Annotated in this window: 21 protein-coding genes; 8 read left to right on the forward strand and 13 right to left on the reverse strand. The window is 68.1% G+C overall.

Annotation, left to right across the window (positions count from 1 at the left end):
• Window positions 1-53: 53 nt before the first annotated feature.
• The gene (locus QT382_RS03960) at window positions 54-1,379 is read right to left on the reverse strand and encodes a cytochrome-c peroxidase (RefSeq protein ID WP_289252742.1); all 1,326 of its coding nucleotides are present in this window, start codon (window positions 1,377-1,379) and stop codon (window positions 54-56) included.
• 7 nt (window positions 1,380-1,386) lie between these two features.
• Window positions 1,387-1,824: a FixH family protein gene (locus QT382_RS03965; protein WP_289252743.1), complete on the reverse strand. Its 438-nt coding sequence runs from the start codon at window positions 1,822-1,824 to the stop codon at window positions 1,387-1,389.
• A gap of 604 nt (window positions 1,825-2,428) precedes the next feature.
• Here QT382_RS03965 and QT382_RS03970 point away from each other — a divergent pair.
• Both QT382_RS03970 and QT382_RS03975 read left to right on the forward strand, forming a co-directional pair.
• Entirely contained in the window at window positions 2,429-3,496 is a 1,068-nt protein-coding gene (locus QT382_RS03970) for a sensor histidine kinase (RefSeq protein ID WP_289252744.1), read from the forward strand.
• Between the two features lie 19 nt (window positions 3,497-3,515).
• Window positions 3,516-4,322: a LytR/AlgR family response regulator transcription factor gene (locus QT382_RS03975; RefSeq protein WP_289252745.1), complete on the forward strand. Its 807-nt coding sequence runs from the start codon at window positions 3,516-3,518 to the stop codon at window positions 4,320-4,322.
• Window positions 4,323-4,334: 12 nt separating this feature from the next.
• On the opposite strand, the gene QT382_RS03980 is transcribed toward QT382_RS03975, so the two are convergent.
• Both QT382_RS03980 and QT382_RS03985 read right to left on the reverse strand, forming a co-directional pair.
• On the reverse strand, window positions 4,335-4,778 hold the full coding sequence (locus QT382_RS03980; RefSeq protein ID WP_289252746.1) for a VOC family protein: 444 nt from the start codon (window positions 4,776-4,778) through the stop codon (window positions 4,335-4,337).
• Between the two features lie 95 nt (window positions 4,779-4,873).
• Window positions 4,874-6,436, reverse strand: coding sequence for an alpha-N-arabinofuranosidase (locus QT382_RS03985; protein ID WP_289252747.1), 1,563 nt, complete (start codon window positions 6,434-6,436; stop codon window positions 4,874-4,876).
• A gap of 202 nt (window positions 6,437-6,638) precedes the next feature.
• On the opposite strand from QT382_RS03985, the gene QT382_RS03990 reads away from it, so the two are divergent.
• Genes QT382_RS03990 through QT382_RS04015 form a run of 6 tightly spaced genes read left to right on the forward strand, consistent with a single transcriptional unit; the run spans window position 6,639 to window position 18,672 of the window.
• Window positions 6,639-10,517, forward strand: coding sequence for a beta-galactosidase (locus tag QT382_RS03990; protein ID WP_289252748.1), 3,879 nt, complete (start codon window positions 6,639-6,641; stop codon window positions 10,515-10,517).
• Between the two features lie 5 nt (window positions 10,518-10,522).
• Entirely contained in the window at window positions 10,523-11,689 is a 1,167-nt protein-coding gene (gene bglB / locus QT382_RS03995; protein ID WP_289252749.1) for a beta-galactosidase BglB, read from the forward strand.
• A 22-nt stretch (window positions 11,690-11,711) separates the two neighbouring features.
• Entirely contained in the window at window positions 11,712-13,337 is a 1,626-nt protein-coding gene (locus QT382_RS04000) for an MFS transporter (RefSeq protein ID WP_289252750.1), read from the forward strand.
• Window positions 13,338-13,394: 57 nt separating this feature from the next.
• A complete protein-coding gene (locus tag QT382_RS04005) occupies window positions 13,395-16,109 on the forward strand; it encodes an exo-rhamnogalacturonan lyase family protein (protein ID WP_289252751.1) in 2,715 nt (904 codons plus the stop codon).
• Between the two features lie 56 nt (window positions 16,110-16,165).
• A complete protein-coding gene (locus QT382_RS04010; protein WP_289252752.1) occupies window positions 16,166-17,377 on the forward strand; it encodes a rhamnogalacturonan acetylesterase in 1,212 nt (403 codons plus the stop codon).
• 2 nt (window positions 17,378-17,379) lie between these two features.
• On the forward strand, window positions 17,380-18,672 hold the full coding sequence (locus tag QT382_RS04015) for a serine hydrolase domain-containing protein (RefSeq protein WP_289252753.1): 1,293 nt from the start codon (window positions 17,380-17,382) through the stop codon (window positions 18,670-18,672).
• Here QT382_RS04015 and QT382_RS04020 read toward each other — a convergent pair.
• The 9 genes from QT382_RS04020 to QT382_RS04060 form a co-directional block, all read right to left on the reverse strand.
• A complete protein-coding gene (locus QT382_RS04020) occupies window positions 18,638-19,312 on the reverse strand; it encodes an aquaporin (RefSeq protein ID WP_289252754.1) in 675 nt (224 codons plus the stop codon). The two genes, QT382_RS04015 and QT382_RS04020, sit on opposite strands and share 35 nt — an antisense overlap.
• An 11-nt stretch (window positions 19,313-19,323) precedes the next feature.
• Entirely contained in the window at window positions 19,324-19,827 is a 504-nt protein-coding gene (locus QT382_RS04025; protein WP_289252755.1) for an arsenate reductase ArsC, read from the reverse strand.
• A gap of 2 nt (window positions 19,828-19,829) precedes the next feature.
• Window positions 19,830-20,282 (reverse strand): ArsI/CadI family heavy metal resistance metalloenzyme, encoded by a 453-nt coding sequence (locus tag QT382_RS04030; protein WP_289252756.1) that lies wholly within the window; start codon window positions 20,280-20,282, stop codon window positions 19,830-19,832.
• Between the two features lie 19 nt (window positions 20,283-20,301).
• Complete coding sequence (locus QT382_RS04035; RefSeq protein WP_289252757.1) at window positions 20,302-20,628, reverse strand: ArsR/SmtB family transcription factor; 327 nt, start codon at window positions 20,626-20,628, stop codon at window positions 20,302-20,304.
• 97 nt (window positions 20,629-20,725) lie between these two features.
• A complete protein-coding gene (locus QT382_RS04040) occupies window positions 20,726-22,435 on the reverse strand; it encodes an alpha/beta hydrolase family protein (RefSeq protein ID WP_289252758.1) in 1,710 nt (569 codons plus the stop codon).
• Window positions 22,436-22,480: 45 nt separating this feature from the next.
• Entirely contained in the window at window positions 22,481-23,629 is a 1,149-nt protein-coding gene (locus QT382_RS04045; protein ID WP_289252759.1) for an acyltransferase family protein, read from the reverse strand.
• A gap of 43 nt (window positions 23,630-23,672) precedes the next feature.
• The gene (locus QT382_RS04050; RefSeq protein WP_289252760.1) at window positions 23,673-23,900 is read right to left on the reverse strand and encodes a DUF2798 domain-containing protein; all 228 of its coding nucleotides are present in this window, start codon (window positions 23,898-23,900) and stop codon (window positions 23,673-23,675) included.
• 11 nt (window positions 23,901-23,911) lie between these two features.
• Window positions 23,912-24,487 (reverse strand): flavodoxin family protein, encoded by a 576-nt coding sequence (locus QT382_RS04055; protein ID WP_289252761.1) that lies wholly within the window; start codon window positions 24,485-24,487, stop codon window positions 23,912-23,914.
• Between the two features lie 13 nt (window positions 24,488-24,500).
• Complete coding sequence (locus tag QT382_RS04060; RefSeq protein ID WP_289252762.1) at window positions 24,501-25,019, reverse strand: DUF2938 domain-containing protein; 519 nt, start codon at window positions 25,017-25,019, stop codon at window positions 24,501-24,503.
• Window positions 25,020-25,089 lie beyond the last annotated feature (70 nt).

Below are 25,089 nucleotides of genomic sequence, written 5' to 3' on the forward strand. Positions count from 1 at the left end.
CTATGCTACGTCGCCCCTCCCGGACGCCGGGGCGAGCGCCGCACGCCCGCATGTCAGCGTGCGCCCAGTCCCGTCGCCCCGACCGGAGACAGGGTTCTCAGAAACGCCACCAGGTCCTGCTGCTCGGTGGTCGACAGCAGGATGGGCTCCCGTTCACCGTGGGCCCGCGGCTTGACCGGGGCCTTGTCATGCAGGTGGCTGAGTTCCGAATGGCCGACCCCGGCATGCGGAGCCGCCACGTAGTGCCGGACCACCTCCTCCAGCGAGGCGATCTGGCCGGCATGCATGTATGGCGGCCGCAGCGCCACGCCGCGCAGGCCCGGCGTCTTGAAGGCGGCTTCCAGGCTGGCGTCCTGCTCGACCAGGAAGCGCAGCTCCTCGCATTGCTCGGCGCGGGCATCGCTGAAGCGGCCCAGGCAGTTGAATTCATCGCCACGGACCTTGGCCAGGGCGGCCGCGCGGCCTCGATCCGGCTTGGCTGGGTCGCGCTGCGGTACGCCGGTGTTGTGGAAATGCTGGTCGGTGAACAGCGGCCCGTTGTGGCAACCGATGCACTGGCCCTTGCCTATGAAGAGTCGCAGGCCGCGGATCTCCTGGGCATCGAGCAGTCCGGTCTGGCGGGCCTCGCCCTGGACCAGCGCATCGAGATACCGGTCGAGCCGGGTCGGTTCCGGCTGCAGGCTCTTCTCGTAGGCGGCAATCGCCTTGCCCAGATTGGCAAAGACCCGCGAGACCTGCTCGCGCGAAGCTTCGTCCATGCCCTGCCAGGCCGCCTGCTCGGTGGCCGTGCCCAGCGGGCTTGCATCCTGCGGTAGCGCGCCGAAGTCGGGCAGCGTGCCGAACAGCTGTGCGTACTCCTTTCCGTAGTGCTGCTGCATCAGCCGCGCATAGCGCAGCCGATTGCCGCCATGCTCAAGCGCGTCTTCCAGCGGTCCCAGGGCCTGCGACCAGAGGCTGTCCTTGCGGCCGTCCCAGAACAGCCAGGGGCTGTGGCCCGCGCCGACCACGGGCATGGCGCGGCGGGTTCCCGTGCCCAGGCCGCGCGACACGGCCAGCCCGTCCTGGAACTGCCGGGCCGGGTCGTGGCAGCTGGCGCAGGACACGGCGCCGTTGCGGCTGAAGCGCGGGTCGGAGAACAGGCGCTGGCCCAGGGCTATGGCCGCGGTCGAAGCTTCGACGGCATTCGAGGGATCGCGCGGAGTCGCCGGCAGCGCCGCCAGCCGCAAGGAGGCCAGCTGGTCGAATTCCTCGGCGCTCCAGCGCACCGGCACGGAGCCCGACCCGGGCCACAGTCCGGCGGCCATGCAGTTCATCAGCACGACGGCGGCCGCGCCAGCCAGCGCCGTGCGGACGGCCAGGGGGGTGTTGAATCCGCGCATGGCCGGCTCAGCGCTTGTCCGAGGGATTCTTGATCACGGTGTTGAAGGTGACCCGGTCGGCGCCGGGCGCGCCCTGGATCGCCAGCTTGATCTCCCACCAGCCGGTCATGCTGAACTTCATGCCCTCCATCAGATAGAGGCCGGCCGCCAGCTCGCGGGTCACCTTGGGCTGGGTCGGCAGGCCATGGCCATGCTGCGGCATGCCGCCATCGACCGCGATGAGGGCGCCGCTGACCGGCGCTCCGTCGGGCGTGCTCAGCTTGATGTGCCAGCTGTGCATCTGGTTGATGGCCGGCGCCGCGGACGGCGGCTGCAGGGCGACCAGGTACTTCGCGTTCACGGTGGGACGGTTCAGCGACAGGTCCAGGTCGGGCGGCGCCGACATGCAGGCGGTCAGGCTGCCGAGAGCCAGGATGGAAAGGCGGGTGCGAAGGCTGCGAAACATGGGAACTCCTTGAGGTGGTGGACGGCGCGAGGCCGATTGCCGGCGCCGCAGCGGACTTTCGGCGGCGCGGTCCAGGGCCGACAGGCGATTGCGATCAAGCGTCGGCGCTTGTCCGGCAGCGGTTCTCCGCATCGACCGAACGGTGCTCACGCTGCCGGGGCGCAGGCAGGGCGGCAGCCGCGACCGTTCGGTCGATGCCGACGACCGCTGCGGCACAAGCCGCAACCCTTCGTCTCAAGTCGATGTCGAGGCCGGACGGCGCCGGTCAGAGTTCGCTGGCCGAGGACAAGTCGTCACCGGCTCAACCCAAGCAAGGACCCTCACCATGAACCAAGACCAGCAAACCCCCTGCCAATGCCAGACCTGCCCGGGCCCGAGCTGCGGCTGCGGTTGCCAGACCACCAGCCAACACGCTCCTCAGCAGCCCTCCTGCGCCTGCGGCCCGCAATGCCAATGCGGCCCGGACTGCAGCTGCGAAGCCAAGTAAGCAACCCGGGTTGTCCTCGGCGCCAGGGAGGAGAACCCGCCCTGGCGGCGCTTGGCTGCCGACCCGGCCGGCCCTAGAGTGGCACCGGCTTCCTGACTCTCCGACGACGCCCATCCCATGCCCAGTTCCGTTCCCGCCGTTCGATGGCCTGTTGCACTGCTGCGTAGCGTCCTGCCGGCATTGCTGGCCTCGGCGCTGTTCTGGGCGCTGGCCGCCACGCTGCTGTTCTTCCTCGCCCCCGGACTGGACACCTGGCCCCGGCTGCTGGTGTTCTCCGAATGCGTTGGCCTGACCCTGGTCGCAACGGCGCTGCTGCTGCAGCGGACCCGACAGTTCGAGCGCCTGCCGCTGGCGCGGCGCTGGGCCCTGACCGGCGTGGTCGCCATCCCGGTCGGCTACTTCCTCGGCCACCAGATCGCCTTCGTGCTGCTCGGCGAGCCGATGCACATGGTCGGCCACCAGCACATCAGCACCATACCCATCGTCTTCACCGTGCTGGTCGGCGGCCTGGGCCTGCACTACTACGCCACGCGCGAGCAACTGGCCAAGGAGGCAGCCGCGCGCTCCGAGGCGCAGCGCCTGGCGGTCGAAGCCCAGCTGCGCCTGCTGAGGGCGCAGCTGGAGCCGCACATGCTGTTCAACACCCTGGCCAATCTGCGCTCGCTGCTGCGCGAGGACGTGGACCGGGCCGAGACCATGATCGACCAGCTGATCGTCTACCTGCGCAGCGCCCTGGCCGCCTCGCAGACCGAATCGGTCCAGCTGCGCCTCGAGTTCGCCCAGCTGCGGGCCTACCTGGACATCATGGCCCTGCGCATGGGGACGCGCCTGAGCTACAGCCTGGACCTGCCGGCCGAGCTGGAGCAGACGGTGGTGCCGCCCATGCTGCTGCAGCCCCTGGTCGAGAACGCGATCAAGCATGGCCTGGAGCCCAAGGTCGGGCCCGGCCGCATCGAGATCACGGCCCGCAGCGTGGCCGGCGGCCTGGAGATCCGGGTCAGCGACAGCGGCCTGGGCCTGCCGGCCGACGAGGACAACAGCGCCGCGGCCCGGCCGGCCAACAGCAGCTATGGCCTGCAGCATGTACGCGACCGGCTGCGCGTGGTCTACGGACCGGGCGCCGAACTGCGCCTGGAGCGTCGCCAGCCCACCGGCGTCACTGCCGTCATCCATCTTCCCGCCTGAATCCCTAGACGAGGTCTGAATGAATCCGCTCGCCCCACCCACTGCCGTCATTGCCGAAGACGAGCCGCTGCTGGCCCGCACCCTCGCCCGATTGCTGGGCGAACTCTGGCCGGAGCTGCAGATCGTCGGCCTGGCCGAGGACGGCCTGCAGGCCGCCGAGCTGGCTCTGTCCAAGGCACCCGACGTCATGTTCCTGGACATCAAGATGCCGGGCCGCACCGGCCTCGAAGTGGCCGAGATCGTGGCCGACGAATGGCCGGACGATCGCCCGGAGCCGCTGTTCGTCTTCGTCACCGCCTACGACAGCTATGCCGTGCCGGCCTTCGAGCGCGCGGCGGTCGACTACCTGCTCAAGCCGGCCACGGCCGAGCGGCTTCAGCAGAGCGTGGAGCGGCTCAAGGCCCGGCTGGCCGAGCGCCGGGCCCAGCCCGGTGCCGGAGACCTGGCCACCCTGATGCAGCGCCTGCAGGGTCTGGCCGCGCCCGAGGCCGAGGTACCTGAGCGCATCAAGGTCATCCGCGCCGGCGTGGGCAACACGGTGCGCATGATTCCGGTCAGCGAGGTGATTTGCTTCGAGGCCACCGAGAAATACGTGAACGTGGTGACGCCCACCGCCGAAGCCCTGGTGCGCATCAGCCTGCGCGAGCTGATGGCGCGCATCGATTCAGAAGACTTCATCCAGGTTCATCGAAGCCTGATGGTCAACAGCCACTGCATCCTCAGCGCCACGCGCGACGAGAACGGCCACTACAGCCTGAGCGTGCGAGGCCTGCAGCGACCGCTCAAGGTCAGCCGCGCCTTCGGCCACTTGTTCAAGCCGATGTAGCCGTCCCGCGCCTCATTCGCCCAGCCCGGCCGACAGCCGGAACACATGGCCGTCCGGATGCATGATGCGGCACTCGCGCACGCCCCAGGGCTCGTCGGTCGGCGGCCACAGCACGGTGATGCCGTGAGCCAGGGCCAGGGCATGGGCCTCGTCCACCTCAGCTGGGCTGCCCAGCCAGAGGCTCATCCACATGGCGCCCGCGGCTTCATCGCCGAGGAAGCGCGCCGGAGCGCCGCCGCGCAGGCCCTGGCCGTCCTGGCAGAGAAACAGCTGGGCCTCGCCGGCGCAGAGTCCGGCAAAGCCGGCGTCGCCGTGCTCGTTGCGCAACTCGGCCCCGTCGATCATGCCGCCCTCGTTGTAGGTGAAGGAGCGTCTCCAGCCCAGGCGCTCGAACCAGAGCAGGCTGTCGACCACGCTGCTGACGTTGAGGATGGGGGTGAGGGAATGGATCTTCATGGCGATGCGGCTTTGGGCTGGCGACCGCCGCAGTAGACCCGCTAGCCCCTCGCCGGGCAAGCCGGTGTTTCTGTTCCGGCCGGCGCCTCAGGGCCTCAGCGAGTCAGCGCGACCACCACCACCGATTTGGCCGGCAGCTTGAGCAGCAGCTTGCCGTTGACCAGGCCGGCCTCGTAGGGCTGCGGCCGGACCTGCTCGGTCTCGCCGATGCGGTTCTCGGCATCCATGGCCGCGGCGGTGAGCACCCGGCCCTTGGCCGAGGTGACCGCGGCACCCGCGCCCGCCAGGTCCAGCAGCAACTCCTGCGGCTTGTTCGGGTCGCTGTTGACCAGGCCCAGCCAGAGCCGGCCGTCCTTGCCGCGCGCCGCCGTGGCGCTGAGGCTGGGCATGCTGACCGCACCCACGCTGTAGGCCGGGTTGTTCTCCAGCCGCAGGCCCAGCGAGGTGGCGTCCTGGAAGGGCGTGTACATCTCGAAGGCGTGGTAGGTCGGGGTCAGGGCCAGCTTGTCCTTGCTGGTGACGATCATGGCCTGCAGCACATTGACCATCTGGGCCACGTTGCTCATCCGCACCCGGTCGGCATGGGCGTGGAAGACGTTGAAGTGCAAGGCCGCGAGCAGCGCATCGCGCAGCGTGTTGCGCTGGACCAGGAAGCCCGGGTCGGTGCCGGGCTCGGGGTCGTACCAGCTGCCCCATTCATCGAAGAAGAAGCCGATCTGCTTCTTGGGGTCGTGCTGGTCCAGCACGGCCTTGTTCCTGGCGATGTAGTCGTCGATCTTCAGCGTATGGGCCAGGGTCGAGATCCACTGGTCCTCGCCGAAACCGACGGCGCTACCCTTCTTGTCCCACTTGCCGGTGGGCAGGGTGTAGCCATGGTGCGAGATTGCGCCGAAGGGCACGCCCTTGAGGCCCTTGGCCAGCGCCTCGGTCCAGTCGGTGCGCTCGTCATGGCCGCCGCTGGCGATGAAGACCGGCCGGCTGCCACGCGGCGCCTTGGCAAAGGTGGCGAACTGGCGGTACAGGTCCACGTAGTACTCCGGCCGCATATGGCCGCCGCAGCCCCAGGCCTCGTTGCCTATGGCGAAGTAGTGAACGCGGAAAGGCTTGTCGCGGCCGTTCTTGCGGCGCAGCTCGGCCAGCGTGGATTGGCCCTCGGCCGTCATGTACTCCAGCCATTCGGCCGTCTCCTGGGCGCTGCCGGTTCCCAGATTGCCATTCACATACGCCTCGGCGCCGACCTGCTCGACCAGGTCGAAGAACTCATGCGTGCCCACCGCATTGGTCTCGGCCACGCCGCCCCAGGTGGTGTTGACCTTGACCGGCCGTTGTTGGCGCGGGCCTATGCCTTCGCGCCAGTGGTACTCGTCGGCGAAGCAGCCGCCCGGCCATCGGACCAGGGGCACCTTGAGGTTCTTGAGCGCCTTGACCACGTCGATGCGCCAGCCGCGCAGATTGGGAACCCTGGATTCGGGGCCGACCCAAAGGCCTTCGTAGATGCCGGTGCCCAGGTGCTCGGCGAACTGGCCGTAGACATTGCGGTGGATCACGGCACCGGGCTGGTCGGCCAGCACCGTCAGCTTGACCTGGGCCTCGGCCGCGCTGCCCATCAGCAGGCTCGCGACCAGGGTCAGCAGAGACATGGCATGTGTTCTGTTCATGCAGCCATGCTAGGCGCCAGGTCTGCCGTGCAGCGATCAATCGTTTGAGCGAGTCGAGGGCCAGACTCAGCCCTAGGGGAAACCATAGGCACCCTGCATCGCACGGCCGCTGCGATCTCGCAAGCTGTTGAGCGATTGCTGAGAGCTTCTGCGTGCACACTGCGAGCCATCCTCAAGACAGCCCTGCTGCATTGCCTTCACCATGCCCGCTGCCCTGATTCGATTGCTGAGCCTGCTGGCGCTGCTGGCACCGCTGCTTGGCCTGGCGCAAGACCTGCCCGGACAGGTAGGCGCGGCCCAGGGCGCCGCAGCGCGCAAGCAGCTCGCCGTGCCCAAGGGCGAGAAGACCTTTCTGATGTCGGCCTTCATGGCCACTTCGCAGAACACCCTGAGCCTGTTCTCGTCGAACGACGGCATCACCTTCACTTCGCTCGGCTCGGAGGTCTACACGCCGGCCAAGGAGCTGCTGCGCGACCCGTCCATCCTGCGCGGCGCCGACGGCCTCTACTACGTGGCCTACACCACCAACTGGTCGGGCAGCACGCTGGGCATCGCCCGCTCCAGCGACCTGCGCCACTGGACGCACCTGATCGACCTGCCGGTCAAGCTGGCCGGTGTCACCAACGTCTGGGCGCCGGAATGGTTCCGCGACGAGGACGGCAGCCTCAGCCTCGTGGTCTCGCTGTCGAAGTCGGGTACGCAAGGCCCGTTCGGTGCCTATCTGCTCAAGGCCCTGGACGCCAGCCTCACGCGCTTCGCCGACCCGGTGCCGATGCAAGGCCTGCAGGGCAACTACATCGATACCTTCGTGATCCGGCATGAAGGCCGCTATGTCGCCTTCACCAAGAACGAGACCACCAAGCTGATCGAGCGCGCCACGGCCACCTCGCTGCAAGGCCCCTGGACGCTGGACCGCACCGGCGATTGGGCCGGCTGGGGCGGCCCCTCGGAAGGCCAGGCCCTGGTGAAGATTCCCGGCGGCTGGCGCATCTACTTCGACGACTACACGACCAAGCGCTACTGGTATTCCGACAGCTTCGACGGCTTGAACACCTGGACGGCCAGGAAGGAGCTGGGCGGCATCTCGGGCACGGTGCGCCACTTCACCGTCATCGCCGAGGACACGGCCGTGCTGGACAAGGTCATCGCGCCCAAGGGCAAGGCCAGGAGCATCGCCTGGGACCGCCATTCGCTGATCATCGACGGCCGCCGCGAGATGGTGTTCGCCGGCGAGTTCCATCCGTTCCGCCTGCCCTCGCCCAGCCTCTGGCGCGACGTGCTGCAGAAGATGAAGGCCTCGGGGCTGAACGCGGTCTCTATCTATTTCTCCTGGGGCTATCACTCGGCCAAGCCGGGCCACTACGACTTCAGCAACGTCCGCAACATCGAGCGGGTGCTGGAGATGGCCGAGCAGGAAGGCCTCTACGTGATCGCCCGCACCGGGCCCTATGTGAACGCCGAGCTGACGGCCGGCGGCTTCCCGGGCTGGCTGCTGCGCAACCGCGCCGAGGCCCGCACCGATGCGGCCGAGTACCAGGACGCGGCCGACGAATGGCTGACCCAGGTGAACGCCATCGTGGCCCGCCACCAGCTGACGAACAGCGGCGGCACGGTCATCGCCTATCAGCTGGAGAACGAGCTGTTCTCGGTCCAGCCCAAGAACATCCGCCACATGCAGCACCTGGCCGACAAGGCCCGGGCCGACGGCATCACCCTGCCGCTGTTCCACAACGCCGCCTCGCGGCTGCCGGACTGGACGCCGAAGAACTCCACCGCGCCCTTTGCCAACCCGGGGCCGACCGACCTCTATGCCTTCGACGGCTATCCCGGCGGCGTCTGCGGCGTCGATGCCAGGCCCGGCGCGCCGGCCCGCGCGCCCGACTGGGGCATCTACGGCACGAACGCTCCGAAGATAGGCTCGCTGGCCTCGCCCAACACGCCGGGCTTCGTGGCCGAGATCGGCGCCGGCTGGTTCGACTACTGGGGCTCGAACGGCACCTACGAATGCACGGCCCAGCGCCAGGGCCCGGGCTACCAGCGCGTGTTCTACGGCGCCAGCCTGATCAATGCCCTGACCATCCATTCCATCTACATGGCCTATGGCGGCACCAGCTGGGGCTGGCAGCCGGGGCCCATCGTCTACACCTCCTACGACTACGGCTCGCCAATCAACGAGGCCCGCGCGCTGCGCGACAAGGCCTATGTGCTGAAGCAGCTGGGAGGGCTCGTGCAGGCAGCCACGCCGGTGCTGGCCGAGATGGACAAGGGCGAGCCGATCGCGCCCTCCAATCCCAAGATCAAGCTGTATCACAACCTCAACAAGGCCCTGGGCAGCCATGTGCTGTTCGCCCAGCACAACCCTTCGTCCAACACCGGCAGCGAGGCCTTCTCGTTCGAGCTGAAGACGCGTGACGGCAGCTACCGCGTGCCGCAGGCCGGCAGGCTGCAGCTCTCGGGCCAGGATGCCAAGCTCTTGCTCGCGTCCTATGCGCTGGAGCGCCAGCAGCTCGTGTACTCGACCTCCGAGCTGCAGGCCCAGATGCGCCAGGGCGCGCGTGACCTCGCCCTGCTCTATGGCCGTGCCGGCGAAGACGGCGAGACCGTCTTGCGCTTCGAACGCAGGCCACAAATCAAGCTGCTGGCCGGCAAGGCCGATGTCGTCTTCGATGCCAAGACCGGCGACCTGCGGCTCAACTATGTGCACCAGGGCCTGATCGAGATCGCCCTCAGCGAAGGCGGCCGCGCGCCGCTGCGCCTGCTGATCGCCGACGAGAAGACCGCTTGGGCCTTTTGGCGCTTGCAGGCAGGAAGCGAAGCCGTGCTGGTGCACGGCCCCGGCCTGATGCGCACTGCCGCCATCGAAGGCGATCTGCTCGCGCTGCAAGGCGATACCCAGCAGGAAAGCCCCCTGCGGGTCTGGGTGCCGGACGGCATCAAGCAGCTGAGCTTCAACGGCGAGCGCCTGGCCGTTCGCAAGCAGGACGACAGCCTGACAGCCAGCCGCGCCCTGCCCGGCCCGCTTGCCATCAAGCTGCCCGACCTGATGCAGGAAGCCTGGACCCGCCGCTTCGATTCGCTGGAAGCCGCACCGGGCTTCGACGACAGCGCTTGGCGCAAGGCCGATGCCGGCGTCTCGGCTGCCAATGTCTACACCGCGCCAGACAAGGGCCAGCCGGTGCTGGCCATGAGCGACTACGGCTTCCACCACGGCGATGTCTGGTACCGCGGCCGCTTTACGGTCAGCGACAAGAGCAAGCCGCTGCAGCTGGAGCTGTTCTTCGGCGGCGGCGGCGCCGGCCTGATCCAGGTCTGGCTGGATGGCCGCTTCCTCGGCCAGCAGGAACACGACACCGGCCGGCCCTTCCCCGAGACCACCGACACCTTCAAGCGCCTGCTGCAAGACCTGGCCCCGGGCGAACACCAGCTCGCTGTGGTGGTGCGCAACAACTCGCACAACTGGGACCTGTTCGCCGACGACGCCCACAAGGAAGCCCGCGGCCTGATCGCCGCCTCGCTGGCTCCGCGCGGCGGCCAGCGCTTCGCCGTGCCCATCGCCTGGAAGATCCAGGGCAACAAGGGCGGCGAGGACATTGCCGACCTGGTGCGCGGCCCCATGAACAACGGCGGCCTGCACGGCGAGCGCATGGGCTGGTACCTGCCCTTCAACGGCAAGGCCGACCCGGCCTGGGAAGCCACCAAGCCCACGGCCGCGCCGCCCGCGCCCGGCAGCTACTGGCTGCGGACGAACTTCAAGCTCGACCTGCCGGCCGGACACGACGTGCAGCTGGGCCTGGCCTTCGGCGAAACCAGCCAGCCGCGTTCCGAGGTGGAGAACCGCGCGCTGATCTTCGTCAACGGCTGGCACATGGGCCAGTTCATTGCCCACATCGGGCCGCAGCGGGTCTTCGTGATACCGCCCGGCATCCTCAACCCCAACGGCGAGAACACGCTGACGCTGGCGGTCACCACCGACGGCCAAGCGGCCAATGCACTGGAAGCCTTCAAGCTGGTCCCCCTTCACATCGCGCGTGGCGGTGTCAAGCTTGAGCCCGTGCCGCAACCTCGCCAACTCCAGCGCTAACGATCATGACCCAGCAGCAAATCCTCCAGCCCGTCGATTCCTCCCGCATCCATCCGCTGCTGGCCCATCACACGGCCGGCCTGGGCGCGGACCGCGAGGACATCCTCGGCGCCATCCGCCGCCTGATCGACAACCTGGTCAACATCCGTGACGAGGACGGCAAGTTCCTGCTGCGCCTGGACGACGGCCGGGTGCTGGACACCAAGGGCTGGAACGGCTGGGAATGGACCCATGGCGTGGGCCTGTACGGCGTCTACAAGGTCTGGGAGATGACCGGCGACCCGCGCGCCTGGCAGATCATGACCAGCTGGTTCGAGGCCCGATTCAAGGAAGGCACGCCCTCGCGCAACATCAATACCGTGGCGCCCTTCCTGACCCTGGCCCACCTCTACGAGCGCAACGGCGACCGCACCTACCTGCCCTACCTGGACGTCTGGGGCCAGTGGGTGATGCAAGGCCTGCCGCGCACCGAGGAAGGCGGCTTCCAGCACATCGTCTACAACAGCGTGAACCACCAGCAGCTGTGGGACGACACCCTGATGATGTCGGTGCTGCCGCTGGCCAAGATCGGCCTGCTGCTGAACCGGCCGGAGTATGTGGAGGAGGCCAAGCGCCAGTTCCTGGTCCACATCAAGTACCTGGCCGACCGCAAGACCGGCCTGTGGTTCCACGGCTGGAGCTTCGAGGGCCGCCACAACTTCGCCAATGCGCTGTGGGCGCGCGGGAACAGCTGGGTCACCATCGTGATCCCCGAGTTCATCGAGCTGCTGGACCTGAAGCCCGGCGATGCGCTGCGCACCTACCTGATCGATACGCTGGAGGCGCAGGTCAAGGCGCTGGCGGCCTGCCAGGCCGAATCGGGCCTTTGGCGCACTCTGCTCGACGACCCGACTTCGTATGAAGAGGCCGCCGCCTCGGCCGGCTTTGCCTACGGCATCCTGAAGGCGGTGCGCAAGGGCTACCTCGCCAAGGACTACGAGGCCCTGGGCCTCAAGGCCGCGCTGGCCGTGCGCGCCAAGATCAATGCGGCCGGCGAGCTGACGCAAGTCAGCTTCGGCACGCCGGTGTTCAACAGCCTCCAGGAATACAAGGACATACCGCTGACCTCGATGCCCTTCGGCCAGGCCATGGCCCTGCTGACCATGGGCGAGCTGATGTACCGCTTCATCTGACGAAACGAGAAGAAGAAAAGCAATGAGCGGAGACAACAAGAAGACCAGCGCCAAGCGCGTGCGCATCCCCAGCTGGGTCAACTACTGGGGCTGGGGCTCGGGCGACATGCTGGGCGCCGGCGCTCAGGCAGTGATCACCGGCTGGCTGTTCTATTTCTTCACCACCTTCTGCGGCCTCAGCGCCGTAGAGTCGGGCCTGATCCTGGGCCTGCCGCGGCTGCTGGAAGCGATCACCTGCCCGCTGATCGGCTACGTGTCGGACAACCTGCGCCACACCTGGATAGGCCACAAGATAGGCCGGCGCAAGCTGTTCCTTTTGATCACCATCCCGCTGCTGCCCAGCTTCGCGCTGATCTTCCGCACCGGCCACGGCTTCTACTACTACCTGTTCTGCTTCATCTTCTTCGAGCTGCTCTACACCATGTTTCTCATCCCCTGGGAAACCTTGGCGGCCGAGATGAGCACCGACTACAAGGAGAAGGCCAAGTTCGCCGGCGCCCGCATGATCGTGGCCCAGAGCTCGGCCATCCTGGCCTCCTACCTGCCCACGCTGATCATCAACCAACTGGGCAGCAAGGACTCGCCCGAGACCTTCTTCGTGATGGCGGCCATCTTCGGCGGCCTGTTCTCGCTGGTGGTGCTGATCGTGGTGCTGACCAGCTGGGAGCGGCCTTATGGCCCGGCCGAGCTGTCGGCCAAGTCGCAGACCTATGGCGGCGTCAAGCTGCGGGTGCTGATGCAGATCCCGGGCAAGATGTTCCGCGACCTGTTCTCCACGCTGCGCATCCGCGCCTTCCGCCAGCACCTGAGCCTCTACCTCGGTGGCTATCTGTCGCAGGACATCTTCAACACCGCCTTCCCCATCTTCGTGGCCACGGTGCTGGCCGGCGCCACGCTGGTGATCTCGCAGCTGATGACGCTGATGTATGCGGCCCAGCTGATCTCGGTGATGGTGGCGATTCAAATCGTCATCCGCACCGGCCCGACCCTGGCCTACCGCATCGCGATCTCGCTGTTCGGCGCGGCCCTGGGGCTGTACCTGCTGTTCTTCCTCGTGCGGCCCGAGGGCTTTGCGGCCGGCATGCAGACCCTGGGCCCCAACATCTTTGCGGCCTTCGATCCGACGCGCGCAGGCTTCAGCGCTTCGCTGCTGTTCTGGCTGTTCGTGCCCATCATCCTGGCGGGCCTGGGCCGCGGCACGCTGAACTTCGTGCCCTGGTCGGTCTACAACTACCTGCCCGACATCGACGAGGCCGTGACCGGCCAGCGCCGCGAAGGCATCTTCGCCGGCGTGATGACCCTGGTGCGCAAGCTGGCCCAGTCCGGCGCCATCATCGCCAGCGGCTGGATCATCGAGCTGGGCGGCTATGTCTCGCCCAAGCTGCATCCGGGCCAGGTCATCCAGCAGACGCCCGAGGCGATACAGACCATCACGCTCTTGATGGTGCTGGGCCCGCTGGTCGTCATGGGCCTGGGCCTGCTGGCCGCCTGGTCGTTCCGGCTCAATGCCTCCACCCATGCGGTGCTGGTGCACGAGGTCGAGCGGCTGCGCAGCGGCGCGGTCGATGCCGAATCCGAGAACAACCGCCAGGTGGTCGAGGACCTGACCGGCTGGCGCTATTCCACGCTGTGGGGGCGCGGCCGCTGAAAGCTGGCTGCCCACGCCCTGCCTGCTACCTGTCTTAGCAAACCCCTGGGGATTGCCATGTCTGAATTGACCCGCCGCGGCTTCTTCATGAGCAGTGCCGCCGCCCTGCCGCTAGCGCCGCTGGCCGCTTCCTCAACGGCTTCCGAGGCGGCACCTGCCACCGGCGACCCTTCGAGCTTGCGCTGGCTGGACGCCGAACCGCCCGCTTTGCAGCTGGGCCAGACCCTGGGCCTGCCCTGGCCGCGCGGTCGGGTCAAGGACCGCAAGCAGGACTTCCTGCTGCGCGATGGGCAGGGCCAGGTCTTGCCCCTGCAGAGCTGGCCACTGGCCTACTGGCCGGACGGTTCGCTCAAGTGGACCGCCCACGCCATGCCGGCCGGCGTGCCGCTGGGCCAGGGCCTGAAGGTCGAGCCGGGAACGCCCGCCGCGCCCAAGCAGGCCGTGGTCGTCAAGGAAGAAGCCGACACGGTCAGCATAGACACCGGCCTGATACGCGCCGTGCTGCCGCGCAGCGGCGAGCAGCTGATCCGCAGCATCGAGCGCGGCGGCAAGCAGATCCTGCGGGCCTGTCATTTGATCGCCCAGACCGACGACCAGCCCGACAGCGAGTCCGGCGCCGTTCGCCAGACCCAGTTCAGGAGCGCGATCCGCAAGCTCACGGTCGAGCAGCGCGGGCCGGTGCGGGCCGTCGTCAAGATCGAAGGCGAGCACAAGTCCCAAGGCCGCGGCTGGCTGCCGTTCAGCGTGCGGCTGTACTTCTATGCCGGCGCCGAGTCGGTGCGGGTGATGCACACCTTCGTCTTCGATGGCGACGAGCACAAGGACTTCCTGCGCGGCATTGGCCTGCGCTTCGAGGTTCCCATGCGCGACGCCTTGCACGACCGCCATGTGCGCATTGCCGGCGAGAACGGAGGCTTGTGGGCCGAGGGCGTGCGCAACCTCACCGGCCTGCGCCGCGACCCCGGCGCCGCGGTGCGCGCCGCCCAGCTGGCCGGCCAGGCCTGCCCGCCGCTGGAGCAATGGGGCGCCCAGGTGCGCAAGCTGCACCACCGCATCCCGGCCTGGGGAGACTATTCCTTGGGCCAGCTGTCGGCCGACGGCTTCCAGATCAGGAAGCGCACCAAGGCCGGCCATGGCTGGATTCCGGCGGCCTGGGGCCATCGCGCGCCGGGCAGTGGCTACATAGGCGGCGCCAGCGGCGGCGTGGTCTTCGGCCTGCGCGACTTCTGGCAGCGCCATCCGACCCAGCTGGACATCCGCAACGCCGTCGGCGAGGCGGCCGAGGTCACGGTCTGGATGCATTCGCCCGAGGCGCCGGCCATGGACCTGCGCTTCTATCACGACGGCCTGGGCATGGAGACCCATGAGCAGGAGCTCGAAGGCCTCGAGGTGACCTACGAGGACTACGAGAAGGGCTTCGGCACGCCGCTGGGCATCGCCCGCTCCAGCGAGATCACGCTCTGGGCCGTCGAGGCCACCCCGACGCGCGAGCGGCAGGTCGAGATGGCCAAGGCCGTGCAGACCCCGCCGCAGCTGGTGGCCTCGCCCGAGCGGCTGCTGCAGGCCGGCGTGTTCGGCAGGCTCTGGAGCCTGCCCGACCGTTCGACGCCGGCCCGCGCCAGGATCGAGGACAAGCTGGATTTCCTGTTCGGCTTCTATGCCAAGGAGGTCGAGCAGCGCCACTGGTACGGCTTCTGGGACTACGGCGACATCCGCCACACCTACGACAGCGACCGCCATGAATGGCGCTACGACGTGGGTGGCTTTGCCTGGGACAACTCCGAGCTCTCGCCCGACCTCTGGCTCTGGTATGCCTTCCTGCGCAGCGGCCGCGCCGACATCTTCCGGTTCGCCGAGGCCATGGTGCGCCACACCAGCGAGGTGGACATCTACCATGCGGGCCGCTTCCAGGGCCTGGGCACGCGGCACAACGTGCAGCACTGGGGTTGCAGCGCCAAGCAGGTGCGCATCTCCACCTCGGCCTATCGGCGCTTCTACTACTACCTGACCGCCGACGAGCGGGTCGGCGACGTGATGCGCGAGCTGCTGGAGGTGGACCGCAAGCTCAACGAGGTGGACCCGATCCGCAAGATCACCGCCAAGCCGCCCAAGGGCGACTACCCCTCGCGCATAGGCTTCGGCACCGACTGGTGCTCGCTGGTGGCCAACTGGCTGACCGAGTGGGAGCGCACCGGCAGCAATCGCTGGCGCAGCAAGATCCTGCGCGGCATGGAAGGCATTGCCGGCATGCCCTACGGCTTCTTCAGCGCCAGCCCGGCCGGCTACGAGCCCGAAGGCGGTAACGAGGGCGCGCTGCACAACATCAATGGCAAGGCGGTCGCAGCCAGCCATCTGAACGCGGTGTTCGGCGCGGTCGAGATTCTGGCCGAGCTGGTCGAACTGATCGAGGTGCCCGCCTTCCAGCAGGCCTGGCTGCAGTACTGCGAGCTCTACAACGCCGGCAAGGAGGAGCAGGCCCGCGTGCTGGGCGCTGCCCATGGCGGCAGCCCGGTGCTGAGCGTGGGCCATTCGCGGCTCACCGCCTTTGCCGCTCGCAAGAAGGGCGACAAGACCTTGGCCGCGCGCGCCTGGCGCGAGTTCCTGGGCGACGATCGCTTTGGCGCCAAGCCGACCAAGACGCAGCGCATCGCCGGTCCGGCCGTCTTGAATCCTGTGGACGAGGCGGCCTGGGTCAGCACCAACGACACGGCGCAATGGGGCCTGGCGGCGATACAGAACCTGGCCCTGGTGGGCGAGCACCTGCCGGGCTGAGCATGAGAGCCGGTTTGCTGGGCTCGGCCCTTCTCGTTTGCGCTGCAGCTTCTTCGATGGCGGCTGAAGCGCCGCGCGCCTTCTGCTTCGCCACGCCCTGCGCGGCCGCTGATGTTCGGATCACGCCCGAGCTGGTCTACAGCAAGGAACGCGGCCATGGCTACGAAGCCAGTGCCCCGCGCAATGCGGCGGGCCAGCCTTTCTTCTTCTCGGTCGATCTGACTGAAGGCAATTACCGCGTCACGGCGACGCTGGGCGGCGAGCAGGCCAGCGACACCACGGTCAAGGCCGAGCTGCGCCGGCTGATGCTGGACGCTGTGCAGTTGCCGGCCGGCGGCCGCGGCGAGCGCAGCTTCATCGTCAACGTCCGCACGCCGCGGATTCCGGCGGTCAGCAGCGTCGCCGAGGGCGTGGTCGCGCTGAAGGCGCCGCGCGAGACGGTGGAGGAAGCCTGGGCCTGGGACGGCCGGCTGTCGCTGGAGATCAACGGCCCGGCCCCGGCCCTGCGCCGCCTCTTGATCGAAAAGGTCGAGCTGCCCACGGTCTTCCTGCTCGGCGACTCCACTGTGGCCGACCAGTCGCAGGAGCCCTATGCCAGCTGGGGTCAGATGCTGACCGCGCTGTTCAAGCCGACCGTGGCCGTGGCCAACCATGCGGAGTCCGGCGAGACCTACCGCGATTCGCTTGCGCGGCGCCGGCTGGACAAGATCCTGTCCGCTCTGAAGCCCGGCGACACCGTGCTCCTGCAGTTCGGCCACAACGACCAGAAGCAGCAGCGCGATGGCAGCGGCAATGCGTCCACCTATCAGGCCGAGTTGCGCCGCCATGTGCAGGCCGTGCGCGAGCGCGGCGGCGTGCCCGTGGTGATGTCGTCCATGGAGCGCCGTGGCTTCGATGAGCAGGGCCGCATCAAGCCCAGCCTGATCGAGTACGCCAATGCGGCGCGTGAAGTCGCCGTCGAGATGAAGGCCGCCTTCATCGACCTGAACGCGATGAGCAAGACCATGTACGAGAGCCTGGGCGTCGAGCGGACCCAGCTGGCCCATCCGATGAACAGCGGCAAGCTCGACAACACCCACCACAACAACTACGGCAGCTACCAGTTGGCCCGCCTGGTGGCCTTGGGTTTGAAGCAGGCCGGCGTGCCGGTGGCGGCCCAGTTGCGCGACGACCTGGGTTCCATAGACCCGGCCAAGCCGCCAGCGCCCGAGTCGTTCAGAATCGCGCCCAGCCCTGGATTCACAAATCTGCGCCCGCTGGGCGACTGACGATGAAGAACAAGCTTCTGCTCTCCGCCCTGTCGATTACCCTGCTGGCCCTGGGGCCAGGTCTTGCCACAGCGGAAGCGCCGAGCAAGAAGGCGCCTGCTTCCACGGTCAACGCCGCCGGCTTCTCGCCCGAGCGGCTCAAGCGCCTGGATGCCGCCATCGAGGAGCAGATCGCGCAGAAGCAGCTGGCCGGTGCCGTGATGTATGTGGCCCGCGACGGCAAGCCGGTGGTGTTCAAGGCCTTCGGCCAGCAGGACATCGAGAACGGCAAGGCCATGCGCACAGATGCGATCTTCCGCATCGCCTCGATGAGCAAGGCCCTGACCTCGGTGGCTGCCATGATGCTGTACGAGGAAGGCCGCTTCCTGCTCAAGGACCCGGTCGCCAAGTACATCCCGTCCTTTGCCAAGGTGCAGGTGGCCGTGCCGGCGCCGGCCGGGTCGGACCAGCCTTATCTGCTGGAGAAGCCCCGGCGGGCCTTGACCATCCGCGACCTGCTGCGCCACACGGCCGGCATGAGCTACGGCGGCGGCCCGGCCGCGGCGGCCTACAAGCAGGCCGGCATGACCGACTGGTACATCCTCGGCAAGGACGAGACGCTGGAGCAATGGACCGATCGCCTGGCCGCCCTGCCCCTGCAGTCCCATCCCGGCGAGCAGTGGATCTACGGCTATGCCACCGACGTGCTGGGTCGCCTGGTCGAGGTGGTGTCCGGCATGCCGCTGGACCGCTTCATCAAGCAACGCATCACCGATCCGCTGGCCATGGTCGACACGCATTTCTGGCTGCCGCCGGAGAAGGCGGCGCGGCTGGCCAATGTCTACGGCCTCGAGAACGGCCAGCTCAAGCTGATGGAGACCGCCGGCAAGAGCGACTTCATCCATGGCCCGCGCAAGCTGGTCTCGGGCGGCGCCGGCATGCTCTCGACCACGGCCGACTACACCCGCTTCCTGCAGATGCTCCTGAACAAGGGCGAGCTGGACGGCCAGCGTCTGCTGGCGCCCAAGACCGTGGAACTGATGACGGCCAACCATTCGGACGATCTCTACCGCAAGGCCGGCTCCATGGATGCCGACGGCTTCGGCGTGGGCTTCTGGGTCAACGGCAAGCCCGGCGCCTTCGGCGACCTGGGCAGCGAAGGCGCTTTCGGTTGGGGCAGCGCCTATTTCCCGCAGTACACGGTCGACCCCAAGGAGCGGCTGATCATCCTGATGATGACCCAGCTGAAACCGGCGGGCACCAGCACCCTGCACCTGCGAGTCAAGGCGCTGACGTATCAGGCGCTGATGCGCTGAACCAGCGATCCACCCCCAAGGCCAGGATCGCGCCCAGCAGTTCCGCCACGATGAAGGCCGGCGCGCTGGCCGGTGCAATGCCGGCGAAGCTGTCGCTGAACATCCGGCCGACCACCGCGGCCGGATTGGCGAACGAGGTCGAGGCGGTGAACCAGTAGGCCGCGCCAATGTAGGCCGCCACCATGGCCGCTGCACGGCCGGCCGGCGCGCGCAGGATCACCAGCAAGAGGCCGAAGGTGGCTACGCCCTCGGCGATCCATTGCCCCTGTCCTGCACGCAGCTTGGTCGAGAACTGCGCGAGCGGCAGCTCGAACATCGCATGGGCCAGCCAGGCCCCCAGCACCGCGCCGATCAGCTGCGCCAGCAGATAGGGCAGCAAGGCAGACCGCGACAACTCGCCACGCCAGGCCATGACGGCGCTGACCGCCGGATTGAAATGCGCGCCGCTGACCGGCCCGAAGACCTCGATCAGCACATAGAGCCCGCCCACGGTCGCCAAGGTGTTGGCCAACAAGGCCAGGGCGACATTGCCGCCGCTCAATCGCTCGGCCATCACGCCCGAGCCGATCACCACCGCCAACAGCAGGGCCGTGCCCAGCAGCTCGGCCGCCAGCCGGCGCTGCAGAGAAATCTTCGTCATCGCAGCGTCCCTCAGCTCTGCGCTATCTCGACCAGGGCCTGCCGCAGCTCGGCCGGCGTCAGACGCTCCAGCGGCAGCTCAAGCAACTGCAGCATCCGGTAGCCGATGGCCTGGCGGGTGAGCTCGAAGGCCCGCCGTTTGCCCTCGTCACCGCCCTCGGCATTCGAAGGATCTGGATAGCCCCAGTGGACCTTGACCGGCTGGCCCTGGCCGCCAAAGAACACCGGGCATTGCTCGGCCGCGGCGCTGTCGCAGACGGTGATGACCAGGGACAGCGGCGGCGCCTCGGCGCCGGTGAACTCGTCCCAGCTCTTGCTGCGGTAGCCGTCGATGTCCACGCCGGCTTTCGTCAACGCCTCCAGCGCGAACGGATTGAGCCGGCCGCTCGGCGCGCTGCCAGCGCTGAAGGCTCGCACCGCCTTGCCCGCTTTGCGCGCCAGGTGGTTGAGCATGCCTTCGGCCAGCACGCTGCGGGCGGAGTTGTGGGTGCAGAGGATCAGAACGTTGAATCTCATGGTCAGCAGCAGGCCTTGGTCGCCGATTGGGAAGCGGCCGCACAGCAGGCCGATCCGGCTTCAGCCTTCTCGACGCGGGATTCGCTGTAGACCGGCACGTCACTCAGCGTATGGAACTGCTCCCAGGCGATGCCCTGCGGGTCGGTCAGCCAGTACTTGTCGCTGCGGGCATAGCAGCAGGTGGTTTCGCCTTCGTCCTGCAGGGCCAGATCTGCCGCCCGGGCGCGGGCCTTCAGCTCGGCCAGCTCCTGCTCGTCGTCGGCCTGCAGTCCCAGGTGATCGACGCCCGGCTTGCCACCGCGCGTGGAGATTGCGAAGTTGATGCGCGGATCATCCAGCATCCACTTGGCGTAGTCGGCCTCGTGCCGCGTCGGCACTGCGCCGAACAGAGCGGAATAGAAGGCGATGCTGGCCTGCAGGTCTTCGACGTGGGCGTGGACATGGAAGCGTTTCATGGCGGTCTCCTTGGTGGGTTCAGCAGCACGACTTGCCGCCATCGGGTGCGGCCTCGCAGGCCTGGCCCTGGCAGCAGTTCTCGGTCAGGTAGGCGAGCAGGCCGTTCATCCGCTCATAGGCCGCCCGGTAGATCAGGTTGCGGCTGGCGCGTTCCTGGGTGACCAGGCCGGCGTTGACCAGCTCCTTCAGGTGGAAGGACAAGGTGGCGGCCGGAACGCCCAGGCCCTCCTGGATCGCCCCCGGCGTCAGACCCGCTTCGCCGACGACGACCAGGGCCCGAAACACCTGCAGGCGCAGTGGCTGGGCCAGCGCGGCCAGTGCTTTGACGGCTTCGATTTCATCCATGCTTCGACTTTATTGGAACTATCGATTTTATGCAAGCATCAAGGCTTTGCGCCGTCATCAGCACCTGCAGCCGCGGGGCCGCCGCCTGGCTATCGGTTTAGAGTCCCAGCCGGCTACGCAAGAAGGCACCGGCCGCGGCCGGCGTGGCCACCGGATCCAGGTCATGGCCGAGAGCGGGCTGGATCAGCACCTGCGCCGCCTCCGCAGCGCGACGGGACAGTGCGCGGCGCAGCGCTTCGCCATTGGCCACCGGCACCGAGGCATCGTCGCTGCCGTAGACCGCGAGCAGCGGCGGCAGGCGCTCGGCGAAGTACAGCGGCGAGCTCGCCAGCATGCGATGCCGCGCCTCCGGCAAGGACCAGCGCCCTTCGAGCACCGGAGCCAGGAAGCGTTCGATGAACTGGCCGCCCAATTGGCCGGGCTGCGAGCCCAGGTGCAGGCCCTCGCGCACGGCCGATTGCAGTGGCCAGCCCTCCTCGCCCATCAGGGCGAACCAATCGACCGGCCCGGCCTCGGCCGCCACGCAGCCCAGCCGCGCATCACGGATCGCCGCCAGCATCGCCACGGTGGCACCGCGGCTGTGGCCGAAGGCGCAGACGCGCTTGGCGTCGCCTGCCGGGTACAGGCTCAGCGCGGCACTGAGCAGGCCGCGGGCATCGTCGGCCGCACCGTCCCAGCCGTCGCGGCGGTCGCCTTCCGATGCATAGCTCTTGCCGCCGAACACCAGGCGTTCGCCCCGCAAGCCCGGAAAGAGGATCAGCGTACGGGCGGCGGCCGGCCCCAGCTCGCGCACCGAGCGTGGCCGCAGGCCGCTGAGGTCCAGCGGCGCGTAGTCCGGGCTGGTGCCCTTGATGTCGAGCAGCACGGCACAGCATCCAGGAGCGGCCTGATCGGGCAGCAGGACCAGGCCGTACTGCCGCTGGCCGGCCATCCGGTAGCTCAACAAGGCCAGACTGCTGCCTGGCATGAAGGCCGGTTGCCGAGCCAGCTCCTGGACGTCGGTGACCTCGATCTTGCGCGCCTTCCAGTCGGCCAGGACCTGGGCTTTCTCGATATCGGTCGGCGCAGCCAGCAGCGCCGTCAGCGGAAATGGCAAAGGCCAGCGGGCCTCGCCTGTTGCGTAGCCAGCGCCGCTCAAGCGCAAGCCTGCCGCCAGACCGGGCCGCCCGGGATCCAGCTTGGCCGCCGCCCAATAGGCCTGGTGGGCCGGCTCGACCCGGCCCTGCGAAGCGCGTGCCGCGCCCAGCGCCATCAGCAAGGACGGCGAGCCTTGGCCGCGTGGCGCCAGCTCTTCAAGAAACGCCAGGACCGCGGCGCGCTTCGACGGCAGGCGCGAAAGCACAGCCGTGGCCAGGGCAGCCGCCTCGTCCAGATCGGCTGCGACGAACTTGGCAGCAGCCTGGCTCGGCTGGCCGGCCAGCAGCCATTCAAGCGCTTCCGGCTCCGAATCGCTGCGCCGCTCCGACCAGGCACCGCTGCCCACCCGCTGCATCGCATCGATACGGCCTTCGCTTGTGCGGCGGAAGGCGATCTGGCGCTCGGGGCGTTCGGCGAAGCCGTACAGGTCGTCCTTCTGCCGAATCAGCAAGGCCGGGTTTGCCGAGAGCAGCGGCTGGGCTGCCCAGCCCTCGCCGCAGGGCCCGACGATCAGCATCTGCAGCCCGCTGCCATAGCGGCCCGCCGGACCTTCGCGCGCGGCCAGCGCGGCCTGGCGCAGGCTGTCTGAATCGCAAGGCGCCACCGGCGAGGCCTGCGCGCCAAACGCCGCCAGGGTACAGATCAGCAGGACAAGCAGGCAGCGGCGCATCGAGATCAGCGGAGTGGGTGGTGCTGCCGCACCTTAGCTCCGGCCCTAGTGCATGCCCAAGGTCATGGCCGGCCCCGCGGTCGCCCGGGCACGGGCTCGTGCATCGCGCCAGTGCAGCCCCGGCCGCTCGACACCGTAGTGCAGCAAGGCGCCGCCGGCCAGGACCGCCGCGCAATAGATCGCGAAGTTCGCCAGGCTGGGCAGCGGCGGCAGCAGGGGCAGCAGCCACTGCTGGGCCAGGGTCATGGCCATCTTGTGGCTCAGGTAGAGGCTGTAGGAGATGGTGGCTATCCAGCCGACACCCGGAACGGTCCAGCGGCCGAGCAGGCCTCGCGTATCGCTGGCCGACAGCACCAGGGCGCCGAAGCCCAGCGACAGCAGCGGCCAACCGACGGCATTGGCCGCCAGGCCGGTGCGCTCGCGGAACAGCAGCAGCGCCAGCGTGAGCAAGATCAGGCCAGCGACCAGTGCCAGGTTGGCCCGCGCTTGCAGCCGCGACCACAGGGCCGGCCTGAACACCCGCAGGCAGGCCAGCATCACGCCGACCAGCAGGCCGTCCAGCCGCGTCCAGCTGGGGTAATAAAGGTCTTCGATGAACCAGGGCCGCTGCGGTTGAGTCGCGGTGTCGTGCAGCCAGATGCCGGCGCGCAGAGCGATGCCCAGCAGCACCAGACCGACGAAAAGGGCCACGGTCTTGCGCGCCGAGGGCCTGCGCATCAGCCCCGCCGCCAGCAGCGGGAACAGCAGGTAGAAATGCTCCTCCACGCACAGCGACCAGGCATGGGAGAAGGCGGCGTTCAGGCCGTAGTCGATCGTCAGGTTCAGCGTGAACGTGGCGAACTTCCACCAAGGTTCGATATGGGGTTCCTCACGCAACTGCGGCACCTGGTAGAGCAGCAGCATGACGGCAAAGGCCGGCAGGATGCGCCAGGCCCGGCGCGCATAGAAGCCGGCAAAGCCCAGCGGCTCGCCACGCGCGAGCGGTTGCAAGAGCTGCGAACCGATCAGGAAGCCGCTGAGCACGAAGAAGATGTCCACCCCGGCCCAGCCGAAGCGCGACAGCCATTGCCAGTCGGCATCCAGGCCGCCGACCACGAAGGAATGGAACAGCATCACCCAAAGGATGGCGATGCTGCGGAGCAGGTCGAGGCCGGGGAGGCGCTGCGCCGGGTGCTGTGACGGGTGCTGGGACATGGGGCGGCATTCTCTCCGCAGCCTGCGCCCTAACTGTCCCGGCTTAGCGCTTCACCGTCAGCCGCTCGACCAGGCGTCGGGTCAGCGGCGCCACCAGCATCACGGCCGGGAAGGCGAACAGCCAGCCGCTGAGCCAGGCGGAGCTCCAATGGCCGGCGAAATTCGGCCCCAGGCCGAAGGCGCGCCAGGTCGAGATGCCCGACACCAGCAGCGACATCAGGCCGGACAGGATCAGGCTGAACAGCAAGGGAGCCAATCGGGCGGGCAGCATCGTTTCCTCCGTCAGGCCGGCTGGCCGACGCGCCGCAGCGTCTCGGCGAAATTCAGTCCGAACATGCGCGCGGTCTTGATGTCGCCCGGCGCAAACGAATCGGCCGGAGAAGCATGGCCGGCCTGGGCCATCAGGCCCGACCAGGAACCCAGGCGATTGGCCGCTTCCTCATAGGCCACGCCGCTGTGCTGCTCGGGCAGGATGGGGTTGCCGACCCACAGCATGCCGTGCTGCATGCAGAAGGTGAACATGGACTGAAGCGTGGACTGCTTGTCGCCGGCCGGCAGCGAAGACACGGTGAAGCCCGCCGCCAGCCGGCCTTTCAGCGCCTGCTGGCGCCACAGCCGGCCGGTGGCGTCCATGAAGCTCTTGAACACGCCCGACACGCCGCCGAGGTAGGTGGGCGAGCCGAGGATGAAGCCGTCGTAGGCCTGCAGATCGTCGGGCCGCGCGATCAGGCTCTCGGCCTTGATCAGCTCGACCCGGGCATCGCCGGCTTGCTGCGCGCCGAGCTGGACCTGGCGGGCGATGTGCTCGGTGTGGCCGTGGCCGCTGTGATAGATCACCGCGAGTTGCTTGGGATTCATGGTGGGACTCCTTTCAGGATTGGGGAAACAGGGGCGCGAGCTGCTGAAGGGCCAGCGCCGAGACGAAGAGGCCGAGGCCGAAGACCGCGTGGTTGGCCAGGCTCTTGAGCCGGTTCTTCCAGGGCGTGGGCGTCTTCGAGGCAGCGAAGCCGGCGCCCATGGCCGGCTGCATCAGGCAGAACGGCGCGAGCACCGTGGCAACACCAAGGGCAAAAGCCGGCAGCAGCGTGGGCGCGTTCATCCATTGCGGATCGACGGCCCCGGCCAGCAGGACTGCGAAGACCACGCCCACTGCGTAATGCGTCAGCCAGCCCAGCAGCGCTTCGCCCTGGATAGTCTCAGCCTTTGCAATCGCCGGGTGGTGCACACGGCCGCGCCACAAGTGGCCGACCCAGCGGCCTATCAGCGCGAACGGCTGGGTCGCCACGCCGAGCCGGTTCAGGAGCAACAGCCAGAGGTCCAGGACGGCCGTGGCGCCCAGTCCGATCAGGACGATGCGGATGCCGAAATCCAGGCTGAGTGAATGGGTCATCGCGATTCCTCGTTGCGGCCTTCCGGCCCATGAACGAGACTCTAGAAGTTGAAGTCAACTTCAAGTCAAG

This window comes from Pelomonas sp. SE-A7 (genome assembly GCF_030345705.1).
Lineage (GTDB): Bacteria > Pseudomonadota > Gammaproteobacteria > Burkholderiales > Burkholderiaceae_C > JAUASW01.

Excerpts from the sequence above, each read along its gene's own strand:
- QT382_RS04060 (WP_289252762.1), bottom strand. The coding sequence starts at position 25,019 with ATGACCCATTCACTCAGCCTGGATTTCGGCATCCGCATCGTCCTGATC.
- QT382_RS03965 (WP_289252743.1), bottom strand. The coding sequence starts at position 1,824 with ATGTTTCGCAGCCTTCGCACCCGCCTTTCCATCCTGGCTCTCGGCAGC.
- QT382_RS04055 (WP_289252761.1), bottom strand. The coding sequence starts at position 24,487 with ATGAATCCCAAGCAACTCGCGGTGATCTATCACAGCGGCCACGGCCAC.
- QT382_RS04020 (WP_289252754.1), bottom strand. The coding sequence starts at position 19,312 with ATGACGAAGATTTCTCTGCAGCGCCGGCTGGCGGCCGAGCTGCTGGGC.
- QT382_RS03980 (WP_289252746.1), bottom strand. The coding sequence starts at position 4,778 with ATGAAGATCCATTCCCTCACCCCCATCCTCAACGTCAGCAGCGTGGTC.
- QT382_RS04050 (WP_289252760.1), bottom strand. The coding sequence starts at position 23,900 with ATGCTGCCCGCCCGATTGGCTCCCTTGCTGTTCAGCCTGATCCTGTCC.
- QT382_RS03960 (WP_289252742.1), bottom strand. The coding sequence starts at position 1,379 with ATGCGCGGATTCAACACCCCCCTGGCCGTCCGCACGGCGCTGGCTGGC.
- bglB (WP_289252749.1), top strand. The coding sequence starts at position 10,523 with ATGACCCAGCAGCAAATCCTCCAGCCCGTCGATTCCTCCCGCATCCAT.
- QT382_RS04010 (WP_289252752.1), top strand. The coding sequence starts at position 16,166 with ATGGCGGCTGAAGCGCCGCGCGCCTTCTGCTTCGCCACGCCCTGCGCG.
- QT382_RS03985 (WP_289252747.1), bottom strand. The coding sequence starts at position 6,436 with ATGAACAGAACACATGCCATGTCTCTGCTGACCCTGGTCGCGAGCCTG.
- QT382_RS04040 (WP_289252758.1), bottom strand. The coding sequence starts at position 22,435 with ATGCGCCGCTGCCTGCTTGTCCTGCTGATCTGTACCCTGGCGGCGTTT.
- QT382_RS04015 (WP_289252753.1), top strand. The coding sequence starts at position 17,380 with ATGAAGAACAAGCTTCTGCTCTCCGCCCTGTCGATTACCCTGCTGGCC.
- QT382_RS04025 (WP_289252755.1), bottom strand. The coding sequence starts at position 19,827 with ATGAGATTCAACGTTCTGATCCTCTGCACCCACAACTCCGCCCGCAGC.
- QT382_RS03970 (WP_289252744.1), top strand. The coding sequence starts at position 2,429 with ATGCCCAGTTCCGTTCCCGCCGTTCGATGGCCTGTTGCACTGCTGCGT.
- QT382_RS04005 (WP_289252751.1), top strand. The coding sequence starts at position 13,395 with ATGTCTGAATTGACCCGCCGCGGCTTCTTCATGAGCAGTGCCGCCGCC.
- QT382_RS03990 (WP_289252748.1), top strand. The coding sequence starts at position 6,639 with ATGCCCGCTGCCCTGATTCGATTGCTGAGCCTGCTGGCGCTGCTGGCA.
- QT382_RS04000 (WP_289252750.1), top strand. The coding sequence starts at position 11,712 with ATGAGCGGAGACAACAAGAAGACCAGCGCCAAGCGCGTGCGCATCCCC.
- QT382_RS03975 (WP_289252745.1), top strand. The coding sequence starts at position 3,516 with ATGAATCCGCTCGCCCCACCCACTGCCGTCATTGCCGAAGACGAGCCG.
- QT382_RS04035 (WP_289252757.1), bottom strand. The coding sequence starts at position 20,628 with ATGGATGAAATCGAAGCCGTCAAAGCACTGGCCGCGCTGGCCCAGCCA.
- QT382_RS04030 (WP_289252756.1), bottom strand. The coding sequence starts at position 20,282 with ATGAAACGCTTCCATGTCCACGCCCACGTCGAAGACCTGCAGGCCAGC.
- QT382_RS04045 (WP_289252759.1), bottom strand. The coding sequence starts at position 23,629 with ATGTCCCAGCACCCGTCACAGCACCCGGCGCAGCGCCTCCCCGGCCTC.